The organism is Plantactinospora siamensis, assembly GCF_042434095.1.
Classification (GTDB): Bacteria; Actinomycetota; Actinomycetes; order Mycobacteriales; family Micromonosporaceae; genus KBS50.
On the sequence record NZ_JBHLUE010000019.1, the window covers coordinates 42,267 to 57,027 of the forward strand.

At 66.2% G+C, this 14,761-nt stretch carries 14 protein-coding genes; 3 read left to right on the top strand and 11 right to left on the bottom strand.

Annotated features, from left to right (window positions below; genetic code table 11):
* Nucleotides 1-192: 192 nt before the first annotated feature.
* On the top strand, nucleotides 193-975 hold the full coding sequence (locus ACFFHU_RS22545; protein WP_377341985.1) for a hypothetical protein: 783 nt from the start codon (nucleotides 193-195) through the stop codon (nucleotides 973-975).
* A 524-nt stretch (nucleotides 976-1,499) separates the two neighbouring features.
* Nucleotides 1,500-1,931 carry a restriction system modified-DNA reader domain-containing protein gene (locus ACFFHU_RS22550; protein WP_377341987.1) on the top strand — a complete coding sequence of 144 codons (432 nt, stop codon included), beginning with the start codon at nucleotides 1,500-1,502 and terminating at the stop codon, nucleotides 1,929-1,931.
* A 133-nt stretch (nucleotides 1,932-2,064) separates the two neighbouring features.
* On the opposite strand, the gene ACFFHU_RS22555 is transcribed toward ACFFHU_RS22550, so the two are convergent.
* From ACFFHU_RS22555 to ACFFHU_RS22580, 6 genes are all read right to left on the bottom strand, one after another.
* Nucleotides 2,065-2,511, bottom strand: coding sequence for an NUDIX hydrolase (locus ACFFHU_RS22555; RefSeq protein WP_377341989.1), 447 nt, complete (start codon nucleotides 2,509-2,511; stop codon nucleotides 2,065-2,067).
* Nucleotides 2,508-3,344 carry a protein phosphatase 2C domain-containing protein gene (locus tag ACFFHU_RS22560; RefSeq protein WP_377341990.1) on the bottom strand — a complete coding sequence of 279 codons (837 nt, stop codon included), beginning with the start codon at nucleotides 3,342-3,344 and terminating at the stop codon, nucleotides 2,508-2,510. The genes ACFFHU_RS22555 and ACFFHU_RS22560 overlap by 4 nt, the downstream gene beginning before the upstream one ends.
* A 5-nt stretch (nucleotides 3,345-3,349) precedes the next feature.
* The gene (locus ACFFHU_RS22565; protein WP_377341992.1) at nucleotides 3,350-3,889 is read right to left on the bottom strand and encodes a tetratricopeptide repeat protein; all 540 of its coding nucleotides are present in this window, start codon (nucleotides 3,887-3,889) and stop codon (nucleotides 3,350-3,352) included.
* Nucleotides 3,882-4,079: a hypothetical protein gene (locus tag ACFFHU_RS22570; protein ID WP_377341995.1), complete on the bottom strand. Its 198-nt coding sequence runs from the start codon at nucleotides 4,077-4,079 to the stop codon at nucleotides 3,882-3,884. The genes ACFFHU_RS22565 and ACFFHU_RS22570 overlap by 8 nt, the downstream gene beginning before the upstream one ends.
* Before the next feature lie 61 nt (nucleotides 4,080-4,140).
* Nucleotides 4,141-4,413 carry a hypothetical protein gene (locus ACFFHU_RS22575; RefSeq protein ID WP_377341996.1) on the bottom strand — a complete coding sequence of 91 codons (273 nt, stop codon included), beginning with the start codon at nucleotides 4,411-4,413 and terminating at the stop codon, nucleotides 4,141-4,143.
* The gene (locus ACFFHU_RS22580; protein WP_377341998.1) at nucleotides 4,410-4,721 is read right to left on the bottom strand and encodes a DivIVA domain-containing protein; all 312 of its coding nucleotides are present in this window, start codon (nucleotides 4,719-4,721) and stop codon (nucleotides 4,410-4,412) included. The genes ACFFHU_RS22575 and ACFFHU_RS22580 overlap by 4 nt, the downstream gene beginning before the upstream one ends.
* A gap of 352 nt (nucleotides 4,722-5,073) precedes the next feature.
* Between ACFFHU_RS22580 and ACFFHU_RS22585 the strand changes: the two genes are divergently transcribed.
* Nucleotides 5,074-5,310: a GntR family transcriptional regulator gene (locus tag ACFFHU_RS22585; protein WP_377342000.1), complete on the top strand. Its 237-nt coding sequence runs from the start codon at nucleotides 5,074-5,076 to the stop codon at nucleotides 5,308-5,310.
* Between the two features lie 12 nt (nucleotides 5,311-5,322).
* Here ACFFHU_RS22585 and ACFFHU_RS22590 read toward each other — a convergent pair whose 3' ends face one another.
* From ACFFHU_RS22590 to ACFFHU_RS22610, 5 genes are all read right to left on the bottom strand, one after another.
* Complete coding sequence (locus ACFFHU_RS22590; RefSeq protein WP_377342001.1) at nucleotides 5,323-6,846, bottom strand: CBS domain-containing anti-phage protein; 1,524 nt, start codon at nucleotides 6,844-6,846, stop codon at nucleotides 5,323-5,325.
* Complete coding sequence (locus ACFFHU_RS22595) at nucleotides 6,843-8,369, bottom strand: serine/threonine-protein kinase (protein WP_377342003.1); 1,527 nt, start codon at nucleotides 8,367-8,369, stop codon at nucleotides 6,843-6,845. Before ACFFHU_RS22595 ends, ACFFHU_RS22590 begins: the two co-directional genes overlap by 4 nt.
* Before the next feature lie 74 nt (nucleotides 8,370-8,443).
* Nucleotides 8,444-11,485 (bottom strand): type I restriction endonuclease subunit R, encoded by a 3,042-nt coding sequence (locus tag ACFFHU_RS22600; RefSeq protein ID WP_377342005.1) that lies wholly within the window; start codon nucleotides 11,483-11,485, stop codon nucleotides 8,444-8,446.
* Nucleotides 11,482-12,744, bottom strand: coding sequence for a restriction endonuclease subunit S (locus ACFFHU_RS22605; protein WP_377342007.1), 1,263 nt, complete (start codon nucleotides 12,742-12,744; stop codon nucleotides 11,482-11,484). The genes ACFFHU_RS22600 and ACFFHU_RS22605 overlap by 4 nt, the downstream gene beginning before the upstream one ends.
* Entirely contained in the window at nucleotides 12,741-14,702 is a 1,962-nt protein-coding gene (locus ACFFHU_RS22610; RefSeq protein WP_377342009.1) for a type I restriction-modification system subunit M, read from the bottom strand. The genes ACFFHU_RS22605 and ACFFHU_RS22610 overlap by 4 nt, the downstream gene beginning before the upstream one ends.
* Nucleotides 14,703-14,761 lie beyond the last annotated feature (59 nt).

Sequence of the window (14,761 nt, forward strand, 5' to 3'; positions counted from 1 at the left end):
GCCCCGGCCGCACAATCTCCGCCCGGTCCGGCGTCGGACCCATCGTCCCGTTCGGCAGCCGCTCCCCCGCCCGGCACCGCAGCGAATCCTCCACCCGGTGCGACCGCTCCCCCGCCCGGCGCGCCGACGGATTCCCGGCCCGGCACGGCGGCGGATCCTTCGCCCGGGCCCGCGGCGGCGACGGTCACGGCGGTGGTGCGTGCGGCGTGGCGGCAGTTGTCGCGCGGGACCCGCGCCCTCGTCGCGTTGCTGGTCACCACGGCGATCGCCGCCGCCGTGCCGGGCGCGATCCCGTACGTCACCGACCGCGCCGCGGACCTGGCCGGCAACCCGCCGCTGCGGGTGGACGTGGTGGCCCACGGATCCACCGCGGGCCTGTACCTGGCGTCCGCGACGGCGCGCACCGACCCCGCCGGGTCGCTGCGCGACGCGGAGGGGCAGCCGGGCTGGGTGCCGGTCGGCGAGACGGAACAGGTGCTGACCCTGGAGGGCCGCCGATCCGGCACGGTCGCCATCACCGCACTGGCCGTCGAGATGGTCGACCAGCGTGCCCCGCTGACCGGCACCCTGATCGGCATGCCCGCGCAGGGCGAGAAGGAGAACACCCTGCTGGAGATGGCCCTCGACAACCCGGGCAGCCGTCCGTTGGGCACGGACGGCGCGCCGTACTTCGTCGCCCACCACCTCGAACTGGCCAAGGGCGAGCTGCGGGTGATCCGGGTGACCTCCTGGACCAACCGGTGCTTCTGCACCTGGCGGCTCCGGCTGACCTACCACTACCGGGGCGGCGACCACAGCCTGGTGCTGCCGGCCGCCGACCGCCCGCCGTTCCAGATGACCGCCGCCGCCCCGGCCGCCGACTATCAGGTCCAGTACGTACCGGACAAGAACTTCGTTCTGTTCCGGCTGGACTGCCGGACGCATCGGTCGGACTGCGCCAAGACGCACATCCCGGGCCACAAGCCGGCCCACTGAGTGGTCGGGCGAGCCGTCCAACAGGGTTCGGACGAGCGTCATCAGCAGACGAGCAGCCAGATCAGCAGGACGGCATAGGCCAGGTAGACCATCGCCGCCACGGCCCAGAACACCAGGCCGAATGCGTGCGTCAGCCGTACGACCCCGACATCTCGCCTTACGCTTCCGCACCTGTTGCGGCGACAACCGGGGGTACCCGGCGCCCGCTGATCCGTCACCGCCGCCTCCGGGCGTTGGAAGGGGCGGGTGCGACCGTTCCCCTTGCCCGGGACGGGCCCGCCCCGCCCTGCCGCCGCAGCCTCGTTCGGCGATACGGCGCCAGGGCCCGGTCGTTGCGGGAACGCTCGGGGTCGTGCCGGTCGGCGCACTGATCCCGTTCGGGACCAGGTTGCTGCTCTCCCGGCCGCTCGCGGAGGTCCAGCAGCTCGCGGCGTTCGCGGCCCGCCGAGCACCATAGCTTGAGCGTTTCTCTCTAATCTGACAGAATTGTCGAGATTAGAGATGTGATAGGGGAGGAGGTACAGGTGCATCGAATCGAGATCGATGACGAGGTCTACGCCGTACTCGAACATAACGTCAAGGGCTTCGAACAGCCCAACGACGTGCTGAGGCGGCTGCTCCTAGGGGGGAGCGATGGGCAGGGCGGAGGCGCTCCACATACCTCCCTCTCCGTTCCGGGGGCACTGGCCGACCTGATCAGCGATGGTCCCATCATGCCTGGCGACACCCTCAGCCATGTCCAGGTCCGCAAGGGACGGAGCTTCACTGCGACGGTTGAGGCTGACGGCTGGATCAAGACCGACAAGGGGCGATATCGGAAGCCGTCACCAGCGCTCGCCGCCCTAGTAGATACGTCCATCGATGGGTGGCTGAACTGGAGGCACGACCGCAGTCGCAAGACACTTCGCGAACTACGTGCCGAGAGCGGCCGCCTTGGAAAGGGATCGCTGATATAGCCGCCGAAGCATGATGGTGTCTAAGTCACGGCCCCGGCCGCTCTCAACGGTCCGGGCCGTTCTCGGCCCGTCGTTTCGGAGCCGACAGCGATGGCACGGGCCTCTACCGTCGACGTTGCTCGTCGTCAGTGGATCAGGTGAGCTGGCGGACGCGGTGTCGCCAGCGGGCGATGGTCCGCTTGTAAGGCTCGGGCATGACCAGCGACGCGACCTCGTCGTACCCGAACATGCCCAGTTCCTTGTGCTCGGCGGAATACCGGACCTCCTCGTCGCCGGCGTACCGCGCACCGTAGCTGACGATGAAGACGTGTCGGGCGGCCGTGATCTCGTAGACCCAGGTGTCGATGATGTCCACGGTGTTGATGGTCAGGCCCAGTTCCTCCGCGACCTCGCGGCACACGGTCTGCTCGGGTGTCTCTCCTGGCTCCAGCTTGCCGCCCGGCAGCTCCCACTCGTCGCGCTCGTTCTTGAGCAACGGAACGCGGCCGTGGTAGTCCACGACCAGTTTCACCGAGACCGGCAGCTGGTATTCCAGGTAGCCGGGGCCACGTTCGACAAGGTACGGCGGTTGGCCGGTCACGAGAGTCGGTCTTTCGACGGGTCGGCCTGCTCTGGAGACAGCAGGATCACGGCAATGTCGTCCGATCGCTTGAATCGACCGCCGGCCGGCTCGGGTAGCGCCTCCGCATCCCGGATGAGCTTCTCCAGGTAGGCCAACCCATGCTCGTGAGCGTCGTTGATCACCTCGGGCCAGGTCTCGTACCTGCCGTAGTCCGTGATCAGTCGAGCGAACCCGTCCGTACACAGCAGGATGTCTTCGACGCTGGACCATGCTCCGGCGGTGGAATGCGGGCTGAGGCGCCGGTCAGGGTGGCCCGAAAATACCGACTCGGCGTCGTCCGACGTCATGGTGTGCAGACGCCGGCGGTGCATCGCCGCCTCGACCCGCTGCCGGTCCTCGTCGCCCGACCCGACGGCGGCCGCCTCCCGCCGGTCGAAGTAGTCGGTGGCGAGCGTCGCCGCCACCCGACCTGTGATGGCGATGGTCGTGTCGCCGATCCGGGCCACGTCATAGCGGCTGCCCTGGTCGACACATAGCGCTACCGAGCAGGCCGGCGGAACTCGGTCTGCCGGAAAGCCCTGCCGAGCCTGCTCACCGGCAACGGCGGCGGCAACCTCCATCAGCAGGTCGGCGGCGCTGCCTCGATAGGATGCCGAGCCAGCTTCGCAGAGGTATCGGACGACGGTGTCGACCAGCCACTGCACATCGCTCTCGGCGGGGAGAGCCGCGTTCCCGTAGAGATCGGTAGCCCCGTCGAGCACCCAGGCGAGCGTGCCGCAGGCGCCCACTCGGTCTTCGTTGGCGCCCGTGCCGCCAGCGGTCGTGAGCATGTCCCAGACCCGCATGACCATCCGATTCACTTGATCCACGAGGTCGGCATGAAGATTCCGGCTCCGATCAGGGCAAGACCTACGACGATGGCGGCGGCCACCCGACGAAGGCCGCTGTTGTTGACAAGTGAGAAGGTACCGAACACGGTGCCGATCGCACCGGAGGCGACCAGCAGCAATCGGATCCCGTCGGTCCCTCTGCTCTGGCTGGCGATATTGCCGGCCGTCACGATGAAGGCCACGACCGCCGCCAGCAGCCCGAGGAGTTGGAGTTGCTGCGCCCGGAACTCGTTCAGCTCGGTGCGGAACCGGTGGTGAGCGCGGTCCCACCGGGAGCGCTCCTGCATGAGGTCGACTCGGATCCGAGTCGTTTGATACTGGGTGAGCCGGCGCAGGTAGTCCCGGGACGTCCGAGGTTCCAGCTCGACGGCCTGTGCCAGCGAGGCCCGTGCGGCGTCGAACTCCCCGCGAAGCGCCAGGACCCGCCCCTTCGCCTCGTGGTAGTGCGCGATGCGTCCCTGTGAGAGGGCGATCGCCTGGTCGGCGAACCGCTCGACTTCATTCAAGTCGCGCTGGGTCGGCTGTCCGTCGAGCCGAGCAGCTCATCATGTCGATCGTCGACCCGGCGGCTACAGCGCCAGCCAAGAGATGATCGGACGCCTCCAAGCCGCCACCGTGCAGAAGATCCTTACCGAGGAAGACCTGTGAGACGAGGAACTGGACGCGCTTCTGGGCGAGGCCGTCGAACTCGCCCAATGGCCATAATCCTCTTCGGCCGGCTCCAGCAGGCTGCCTGGTCACTCGCCGACCTGTTCGCTCAGCTGGCTGGCCGACCGGTCGTCGGCCTCAGCCGGCGGGCGCAGTTGCCGTCGTGGTCGGCCGGCAGCACACAGCGCCGGCCGCCGGGCAGCCGGGCGTCGCAGAACACCCGATGGCGTACGCCCTGATCGTCCTCTGCCGAGACGGTGGTCTCCCCCGGGTCCGTCTGCGGCAGGATCGCGGTCCACCGGGCCACCACCCGGGCCAGCCGCCGCGCGGCCTCCACGTCTCGGACGACCACGGGCAGATGGATGACGTACCGGTCGGTCATCGGCGGTGCCTGCCCGCGGGCCGCTCGTTTGGATGCGGCCGGGCCCGGCCCACCACCCGGAACGCGCCCTGTCGATCCGGCCTCGGCCACGCTCCTCCGTTCGACCGCGCCGTCTGCCACTGGTTGAGCGCCAAAGCGGCCTGCGCGGCGGCCAGTTCGTCGGCCACCCGGTCCAGGAACGCGACCACCGCCGCCGGGTCCAGGCCGCGCCGCCCGAACCGAGCACGCGGAAACTCACGCTCGCGCACCTGTTCCGGCGACAACCGAGGGTACGCCTTATCCGGCGCCCGCTGGTCCGTCACGGCCACCTCCCGTCGCTGGAAGGGGCGGGTCCGTCCGTTCCCCTTGCCCGGACGGACCCACCCCGCCCTGCCACCGCAGCCTCATTCGGCGGTACGGCATCAGGGCCGTCGTTGCCAGGCAGCTCGGAGTCGTTCCGGCCGAAGCTCTGGTTCGTCTCGGGACCCGGTCGCAGCTCCCTAGGCCACTCAACCATCTCTATTACGGCCTTCCCGGGCCGCAAGAACCACTTCCATCGCCTGGTCACGGCATCCCTGCCCCTCCCCTCGGGTGGGATGAGTCTAACCCGACCTTCCTAGGTTTGCTAGTAAACCTAGGGTTGCTCTCTTTCCCGCTCCACCCGGGTGATGCGATCACGACATGCCCTACGCCGCGCCACTGTGGCGATCGATCCGCGATGACCTTCGCGCGCGGATCAAGGCGGGCCTTCTGAAGCCGGGCGAGAAGATCCCCACCACGAAGGCACTCATGGAGGAGTACTCCACTACCTCCGCTACCGTCCGCCGCGCGGTCGACTCGATGATCGAGTCTGGCGAACTGGTGGGCCGGCAGGGCATCGGCGTCTTTGTCGCCGACGACTCGCAGCGATCGTCGTAGCCCCGGCAATTCCTATTCGTCTACCGCTCTGATCATATTCGCGAAAGCAAGTACCGATTCCAGCTGCTGAGGCTTCACGGGGTCTGGCGAAAAGTGCATTACCTCGTTACGAATCTTGATGATCTGTTCCAGCTGTCCCAGGAACACCTCGTGGTCGAGTCGCCAACCTAACTTTCTGAACGTGGGCTCTTCCTTCAGAAGATGCTTGTAGCTTCCGAGTGTGAGATTGTCGGCCGATTCGCCCCGCCAAGGCTGGCGAACCACGACTCGTATTTCTTCGGCGCCAAGGCATCTATCGACTCGGCGCCTCAGGCGTAGCTCGATCTCCTCCAGGAGAGCGAAGGGACGAGTCATGTTCCCGAATTTTTGCGTAAGGTCCGACGATGTTACGATGCCCGATATCCTTCTGCGGTCTGGGCTGCGGACAAATACATAGCCCCTTTCGTCGATCTCATCGATCTGACTCAGCAGGTACTCGTCGTGCTCCACGACGCGTGCCGAAATAGTGGCGTCCGAAAGGGAGGCATGATTGTCGCGAAGAAGTGCCTTGCAAACCGATTCCCAGCTTACGGCCCCATGCAAGTTCTCGTCTTCATCGAGAACGGCCAGCTGCGAGTAGTTGTCCTTCAACATCAACGTGATAGCTCGCTCAACCGTCGCGCCAACGGCAACGGAACAGACGCCCCTGTTCGCCGCCTCTAGCTGGCCAACCTGCAGCGAATCTATCCGGAGTGCGTTCTTCTTCTGCTCCTCACTGGAACTGCCGGATTCGTTCGCTGAGGGTTCGATGCGGGCTGGCACTATCTCGATTTCCGCATCGAGTGAGTCCTCGGTAAATGGCGGCCGAGTGGTGAGCCCTTTCTCTGCAAGATCCGCTGATATGTTCTCGGCACTCTGGACCGTGCGGCGGGTGTAGTCCCACCGCTCGATCAGTTCGCGTGTGGTGAGTCTTACCGGTGAACGTGTTGCCATCTCCGCCGCGTGGTTCAGGAAGGCGTCCAGTGTCAGTAGAGACGCTTGATCGTCTCCTTCGCCAGGGCGGCCCGGGTCTACACCGGTCTTGATTACCTTCTCCAACCGTCTTGGAGCGTCATAGCGGGCTAGCGCGCAGACAGTAAGCAGCGAGCCCAGACTGTGCAGGAGGTCCGACTTCAGTGCGGAGCGAGGGATATTGGAGACTAGCCACTTCACTGGCCGGGCGTGGTGGAAGCCTTCCGCACCGTCGGAACGATACAGATACGGGCCGGTCACGCGACCGATGGCGATGCCTGCGCTGGTAGCGCGAAGGGGCATGACTACAATATCGCCATTTTTGATCTCACGCACCGCCCGCCATAGCTGGCCCGTCCAGTTTGCGAGCACGCGCTCACCCTCATCTGGATACGCGCGTCGAAGCTCGGTTCTCAGACCCTCTCGCGTCTCGATTCCGCTGAGGTCGCCAATCTCCGGCCAGCCAAGGATCGCCAAGTTGTCCGCTAGCGCCTGCTTCTCGCGCTGCGGATCCCCGCCTGCTCGGATCATCCACGCAGCTGTCACGATCCTGTCCTCTCAGCAAGCCGATGCAGGTGGTCTAGCAGCGTCCTCAACTCGTGCACCTCCGGTGAGTCGTCTCCGGCAAGCACCTCCATGTCGGCCAGGAGCGACGACAGCTCCTCGATCGCTTCCGGCACCTGACCGGCGGAAGCGGCCAGCACGGCGGTTTGTTGGCGCAGGTCCATGAGCTCCGGCGAGTCTGACCCCTTCGATCGCCGCTGCTCCTCCAGTAGCAGGCGGAGGCCGGCAAGCGCCGGGCCGGTCTCGCCCAGCTCGGCGCGGCACATCGCCGCCTGCTGCCGGCAGTGCCAGATCAACTCGCGATCGGGCGCGGGACGTTGGCTCAGGTCAGCGACAAGACTGGTGAACTCCGGCAGCGCCTGCCGGAAGGCGCCGGCCAGGAAGTGCAGGTTGGCGAGGTCAAGCCGCAGCTCAAGGATCTTCGGCTGCTTGGCCGCAGCGCCGCGGATCGGTTTGAGCACCGATTCGAGCAGTTCCGCTGCCTGGGTGAAGCGCTCCGCCTCTGCCAGTTCCCGGGACCGTTCGACGGCTGCGGCCAACGACGCGGGTGATGCTTGGGCCGCCTCCGCCTTCGTCGGCGGGTTGGCCCGCCGAGGTAGCGGCCCAAAGGGATACCGGTACGGCATCGTCGGGTCGACGGATTGGTCGCCACCTGCGAAGGTTCGTTGACGAGAGGCATCTGTTGGCACGGCTCCCAGCGGGGCCAGGATCTCGTACACCTCGGCGGCCGAGCCGAGCCGGTCCTGCGGATCCTTCGCGAGCAGCCGGGTGACAAGCTCGGCTAGGTCGTCGGGCACCCCGTCCCGGTCGTCACCCACCAGGGGGACGGGGTCGTTCATGTGCCGATGAAGCATCCCGAGAGGGCTCTCGGCCCGGTACGGCGGAGCGCCGGTCAGCATCTCGAACAGGACGCAGCCGAGCGCGTAGAGGTCGGCCCGCGGCCCGACGGCGTTGTTGTTCAGCGCCTGCTCCGGAGCCATGTAGGTAGGAGTGCCAAGCGTGTCGCTGGTCGCGGTGAGGCGAGGCACATCGGCTCCGAGCAGGGCCGCCACCCCGAAGTCGAGGACCTTGACCGCTCCGGAGGGCATAACCATGACGTTCTGCGGCTTGAGGTCACGGTGCACGAGAGACGCCGCGTGGGCGGCGGCCAGCACCGAACAGATCTGGGCGCCGATGGCCGCGGCCCACGGGATCGGAAATGGCCGGTGCTCGGCGATCAGGTCGGCCAGGACCACGCCGGGAACGAGCTGCATCACGATGTAGAGGTCGTCGCCGTGGTGTCCGACGTCATGAACGCTTGGCACGCCCGGGTGGTCGAGCCGCGCGGTCACCCGGGCCTCGCGCATGAAACGCTCGATCACGTTTCCACGCTCGCCCTCGGCGATGGTCTGCCCGCTCAGGAACTTGATGGCGACCGGTCGGTCCAGCTTCTCGTCGAAGCCGGCCCACACCACACCCATGCCGCCCCGGCCCACCGGATACGTCAGCTCGTACCGGTGGGCCACTCGGGTTCCTGCCTGCACGGACGCCTCCCCAACGTGTGGTGCAGTCGGCGCCCACGGGCGCCACGAGTCTCGGATCAGGCGATGCCCTTGCGGCTACGGATCATCTGGTACGCCTGCCTACGGGCGAACTGGTGCATCCGCGACCGCAGGTTCTCGTCGTCGAGGTAGCGCTGCATCAGCTTTCCGTTGTCGTCGTGGCGAGACAGGATGACATCCTCGATTCGCTTCTCGAAGACGACTCCGAAGTTGTCCTCGTCGTTGACGATGGCGGCCGCCTGCATCGCGCCGTCCTCGGCGGCCGCGACGATCTGCTGTTCGAACCAGACCTTGTCCGCCTCCCCGAGCCCGATGCCGAACCGGTCGTTGAACTCGTCGATCAGGTCGGACAGCAGCACCTTCTCCGGGTCGTGCTGCCGACCGGCGCCACCGCCGAGGAAGCCCGGCAGCATCTGCTCGCCCTCCGGGCTGAGCGACGCGTCGTTCTCGCCGGTCTTGCTGACCCGCAGGTGCGTCAGCTGCACCTCGCCGATGTCGACGGACGGGTCCTGCCGGCGCGGCAGCCGGTTGAGCAACGCCCGCCCGTACAGATAGAGCCGTTCCAGGTCCTCATCGTGGTACGGAACGACCTGGCTGAGGAAGGCGTACATGCGGGTGAAGTCGCGCAGCGCGGACCGGAACTCCTTTGCGGCCTCCGGGTCGTCCTCGGCCAGGGCGTTGAAGCGCTGCACGGCCGGCTCGGTGAACCGGTAGAGCGAGGCGTGCGCCCGGGCGAGACCGGTATCCGTGGTCGCCTTCTGCTCGGCGGCGAGCAGGGCCTCGGCGTACGCCTGCATCTCCGACTGCACCAGCACGGGATGGCTCATCACGGCGTGCTGGGCGGTGTAGAGCAGGTTGGGATCGGTCGGCGTGGTGGCGGCAGTCTCGAAGTACGGCTTGAAGTCCTGAGCGATGTCGCCGGCCTCGTTGACGAAGTCGAGCACGAACACGTCACCCTGCGCCTTGAGCGGGTGGGTGCGGTTGAGCCGGGACAGGGTCTGCACGGCGGCGACGCCCTTGAGCAACTTGTCGACGTACATGGTGGTCAGCAGCGGCTGGTCGAAGCCGGTCTGGTACTTCTCGGCCACGACCAGGATCTTGTATTCGGTCTGCTGCTTGGCCCGCGGCGTGCCGGCGTGCCGGTCGTCGGCCGCCGTGTAGGCGAAGCGTTCGGGCAGCTCGGTCTCGCTGAAGCCGTTGATCCGCGGCTCGGTGACCTCGACACCGTCGAGGTTCAGGTCGCCGGAGAACGCGACGAGGGCGTGGCAGTCGGGGTAGCCGTTGGTGTCGACGTACTTCTGGATGGCGGTGTGCAGGCGGACGGCGGCCTCGCGGGAGCTGGTGACGACCATGGCCTTGGCCCGGCCGCCCAACTGCCCGAGGGTGTGCTTGCGGAAGTGCTCGACGATCACCTCCGCCTTTTGCGCCTGCATAGTGGGGTGCAGCAGGGCAAAGCGGGCGAGCTGCGAGCCGGCCTTCTTGGGGTCGACCTCCGGGTCGTCCGGGTTGGCGTTCGCGAGCTTCCAGTACGACTTGTAGGTGATGTATTGCCGCAGCACGTCGAGGATGAACCCTTCGTCGATGGCCTGCCGCATCGAGTACGTATGGAACGCCTTGACGTCACCGGTGGTCGGGTCCTTCGTGCCGAACAGCTCGAGGGTCTTCGGCTTGGGGGTGGCGGTGAAGGCGAAGTAGGACAGCGTCTCGTGCCGGCCCCGGGCCAGCGCCGCCGCGGTAAGCAGATCGCCGGATTCGTCCACAGCATCGCTACCGAGCTTGAGCAGCACCTTCTTGAGGGCAGCGGCTGACTCTCCAGACTGTGACGAGTGCGCCTCGTCGACGATCACCGCGAACTGCTTGCCCTTGAGACCCTCAACCTGGTTGAGGACGTACGGGAACTTCTGCATCGTGGTGATGATGACCTTGGCGGTTTCGCCCTGGATGGCTGCCGCGAGCTGCGACGAGTCCTTGTCGATCCGCTGCACCACGCCGGGGACGTGTTCGAACTGGAACACGGTGTCCTGGAGCTGCCGGTCCAGAACCACCCGGTCGGTGATGATGATGATCTTGTCGAAGACCGGCTCGTTCGGGCGTAGCCGCTCGGTGTCGACGTCGGACCCGGTGTGCAGGCTCGACAGCCGGTGCGCCAGCCATGCGATGGTGTTCGACTTGCCCGAGCCGGCCGAGTGCATGACCAGGTAGTTGTGCCCGGAGCCGTGGCTCGCGGCGTGCGCGGCGAGCCGGGTCACCGCGTGCCACTGGTGGTAGCGCGGGAAGATCAGCGCCTTGGATTCCTTGTCGTGGTGCAGGAACCGCCGGATCAGATCCAGCCAGGTGTCCGGGTGCCAGACCTGCTCCCAGAGGTACGAGGTGCGATAGCCGGACGCGCCGGCCGGCGGGTTTCCCGCTCCCCCGGAGACGCCCGGCCCAGCCGAGCCGGTGTTGAACGGCAGGAACCGCGTCCTGTCCCGGGCGAGCCTGGTGGTGACGAAGACCAGGTCCGGGTCGACCGCGAAATGGACCAGCGCCCGCCGGGCGAAGATCAGCTCCTTCGGGTCGCGGTCTTCGCGGTACTGCCGCTTGGCGTCCTCGACGGTCTGACCGGTCAGCGGGTTCTTCAACTCGGCGGTGGCGACCGGGATGCCGTTGACGAAGAGCATCAGGTCCAGGGTGTTGTGGTTGCTCTCCGAGTACGCGAGCTGCCGGGTGACGGTGAGCCGGTTGGCCCGGTAGAGCCGGAGCGCGTCGTCGGTGATCGAGTGGGCGGGCTTGAAGTAGGCGAGCTTGATCAGCACGCCCTTGTCCTTGACCCCCCAGCGGAGTACGTCGAGCGCGCCGCGCTCGTCGATCTGCTTGGCGAGGTGTTGGGTGAAGGAGCGCTGCGCCTCGGACGGGTTGCCGTAGTAGGCGCAGAGCTTGTCCCAGGCGGCCTGCTGGGTCGCCCCGATGAAGACGAATAGCTCGCTGGTGTCGAGCCCGAGTTTACGGCTGTAGTGCTCGGGTACGCCGGCTCGCCAGCCCGAGCCGAGCAGCGCTGCCTCGATCGCTCCCTCGAAAGACTTTTCCTGGTGCAGGATCACACCGCTACCCCTCTCGCTGTCGTCACGTCGATCTGCCCAGTCACTGCGGCGGTGATCAGCGCCTGTTGACGCTCCAACAGCAGCGAGTTGCCTGACCGAAGCGACGCCACGAGCCGATGTACACTCTGCACTTCCTCGGTCAGCCGAGCGACGCGCCACGATCCATCCGGCGGGATGGGAATCCTGTGCTCACGCAGCTGCTCGCCTGTCAGGTGAGGAATAGTGGCAAGGTTTCCGCCAGACGCGAAGACGCCAACCTCCTTCGCCAGCCGGAGCCAGTACATCAGCCATTCGACCGGAACGTGCTGTCTAGGCCGGACCCTGTGGAGCGACTTTTGGTAGTAGCACTCTTCCACCGACCCGTCCCACACGGCGGCTTCCGCGACACCCGCTCCACCCTCGCAGACCAGCAGGTCTCCTTTCCGGACGAGGTACCGGGGCCGCTCCTCGGGCTCGAAACTCATCTCTGCCAGATCATCCACGTTGACCTGGTACCAGTGAACGTTAGCGTTGCGGAGATAGGGCCGAGGATGCCGACCTGCGGCTCTTTCCGGATTTAACATCTTGCCGAGCAGCACGTCAAAGTACGCATAAACAGGCCCTGTTGCCCAATCCGCCGGAATACTGGGAAGCCAACTCCATCCCGTGTCTCGCCGCTCCGCTGTGGCATTATCGCTCCCCGACAAAGCCGCCGCGATCGCCGCCAATTCGCGTTCGAGTAGCGCCTTAATCTGGCGGGTCCGTCTCTCGCTGATTTTCCTGAGCCGCCCGAGTTCAGCGTCCAGGAAGTCGGCGATGCGCCGCTGCGCCCCAAGCGATGGAGAAGGGAGGGGTATGTTTGCATATCGTTCCGCGTTGAAATTCTGAATTGTCGACGTAACCGCATCGGCGCGAACAGCATCCTGAAAAGGCAACGAAGCAGCGGCATAAGCCAAGAATCGCGGCTCAACATCTTGGCGCGGGCGGAACCGGACAAGGTAACCTGCAAAGGTAGCCCGTTCAGCGGCAGCCGGGGTCAGGAACGAGCGACCAAGTGTCCCGCTGCGCGACAGCAGTAGGTCTCCATACTGGAGAGTGTGCCGGGGCTCCAGAGGAAGATTGACGTACACCCCTGCCGAGCGAAGTGATCCGTCTTGTTCGATGTCAGAAGTTCGAATGAGGCGGGTTCCGGTCTCGACATACGAGTCGGCCGAGATATTCAGGCCGTACTGGCCCGCATCGACGCAAAGGTCCTTGAGCCGAGTCTGGGCCCACGTCACTTCGTCACCTCGCCAAGCAGTGCCTGGATCTCCGCCTCTAACGCCTTGATCTCGGCGTCGATCTCGGCGAGTGGTCGCGGCGGCGTGTAGACGTAGAAGTGCCGTGTGAAGGGAATTTCATACCCGATCTTGGTTTTGGTTTCGTCGATCCAGGCGTGGGGGACGTGTGGGAGCACCTCGCGCTTCAGGTAGTCATGGATGTCCTCCCCGAGCGGCACGTTCTCGTTGTCGCGCAGGTCGGAGTCGGGCAGCGGGTTGCCCTTGCGATCGGTCTGCACCTCCCCCTCCGGGTCGCTGACCGAGAACGCCTCCCACACCGCCTTCTCCGCCGGCGCCGGCAGCTTGCCCAGCGAGACCAGCCGCATGGCGAACACGGACCGGCTGGTCGACGCCGAGCCGATCAGCGCCTTCGCGGCCGTCAGCAGTGACTCGCGCTCGGCGTACTTGATGACCGCGCGCGACTCGGCGAGCAGCGCGACGGTCTCCTCGGTGACCTCGAAGCGCAGCCGCAGTGGGCGCTCGACGGTGATCCGCTGATAGCCGAAATCGGTGTTGGCGAAGACCTTCACCTTGGCGTGCAGCGGGTGCTCGGGGTCGTCCGCGATGGCCAGCGCCTCGACGTATGCCCGGGTCAGCTCGGTGATGTGCTCGGCGGTGAGCATCTTGCGCTTGTCACCGAGGCTCTTGCGCATCTTGGTCCAGTGCTCCCGGCCGTCGAGCAGCACTACCTTGCGGTGGCGAGCCGGCGCCTTGCGATTGGTGAGGATCCAGAAGTAGGTGGAGATGCCGGTGTTGTAGAAGAGCTGGTCAGGCAGGGCCACGATGCCTTCGAGCAGGTCGTTCTCCAGGATCCAGCGCCGGATCTCCGACTCCCCCGACCCGGCCGCCCCGGTGAACAGCGGCGAGCCGTTGAAGACGATCGCGAGCCGGCTGCCGCCGTCCTCCGGCCGCTTCATCTTGGAAATCATGTGCTGGAGGAACAGCAACGAGCCGTCGTTGATCCGGGGCAGCCCGGCGCCGAAGCGGCCAGCGTGGCCGCGGGCTGCCTCAGCCTTGACGACCTTCTCGACCTTCTTCCACTCCACCCCGAACGGCGGGTTGGCGAGCATGTAGTCGAACCGCTCGTTCTCGTGGCCGTCCTGGCTGAACGAGTTGCCGAACGCGATCCGGTTCGGGTCACCGCCCTTGAGCATCATGTCCGACCGGCAGATCGCGTACGTTTCGCCGTTAAGCTCCTGGCCGTAGACCTCGACGGTGGCGTGCGGGTTGTGCGCCTGGATGTGTTCCTGCGACTCGCTGAGCATCCCACCGGTGCCGCACGCCGGGTCGTACACCTTCTTCACGATGCCCGGCGTGATCAGGTCTTCCTCGTCGGGGGCGAGCAGCAGGTTGACCATCAGCTTGATGACCTCGCGCGGGGTGAAGTGCTCACCGGCCGTCTCGTTGCTGATTTCCGAGAAGCGGCGGATCAGCTCCTCGAAGACGTAACCCATCTGATGGTTGGAGACGACGTCCGGATGCAGGTCGATGTCAGCGAACTTCGCGACCACCTGATAGAGCAGGCCGGACTCATCGAGCCGAGCGATCTGGGTTTCGAAGGCGTACTTCTCCAGCACGTCGGCCGCGCCACCGGAGAAGCCGCCGAGGTAGATCCGCAGGCTCAGCGCGACGTTGTCCGGGTCGGCGAGCAGGGTACGGAAGGTCAGCCTGCTGGTGTTGTAGAACGGCAGGCCGGCGACGCGGCGCAGCACCGGATCCTGGTTCTTGACACCCAGCTTCTCCAGCTCGTCGCGCTTGGCAAGCACCGCGTCCTTGGTCGGCTCCAGCACGCTGTCCAGCCGTCTCAGCACGGTCAGCGGCAGGATCACTTTGCCGTACTCGGACTGCTTGTAGTCCCCGCGCAGCAGGTCGGCCACCGACCAGATGAAGTTCGCGAGTTCGTGGTGCTTGGTGCTCACCGGTGTCCCTTCGTTGCCGTTCCGGAAGTATTACGGCGATTGCGGACCGAGGTGGTCAG

What these genes read in the sequence shown, in the direction of transcription:
- ACFFHU_RS22560 (WP_377341990.1), bottom strand. Translation starts at nt 3,344, where the DNA reads ATGGTCATGCGGGTCTGGGACATGCTCACGACCGCTGGCGGCACGGGC.
- ACFFHU_RS22575 (WP_377341996.1), bottom strand. Translation starts at nt 4,413, where the DNA reads ATGACCGACCGGTACGTCATCCATCTGCCCGTGGTCGTCCGAGACGTG.
- ACFFHU_RS22585 (WP_377342000.1), top strand. Translation starts at nt 5,074, where the DNA reads ATGCCCTACGCCGCGCCACTGTGGCGATCGATCCGCGATGACCTTCGC.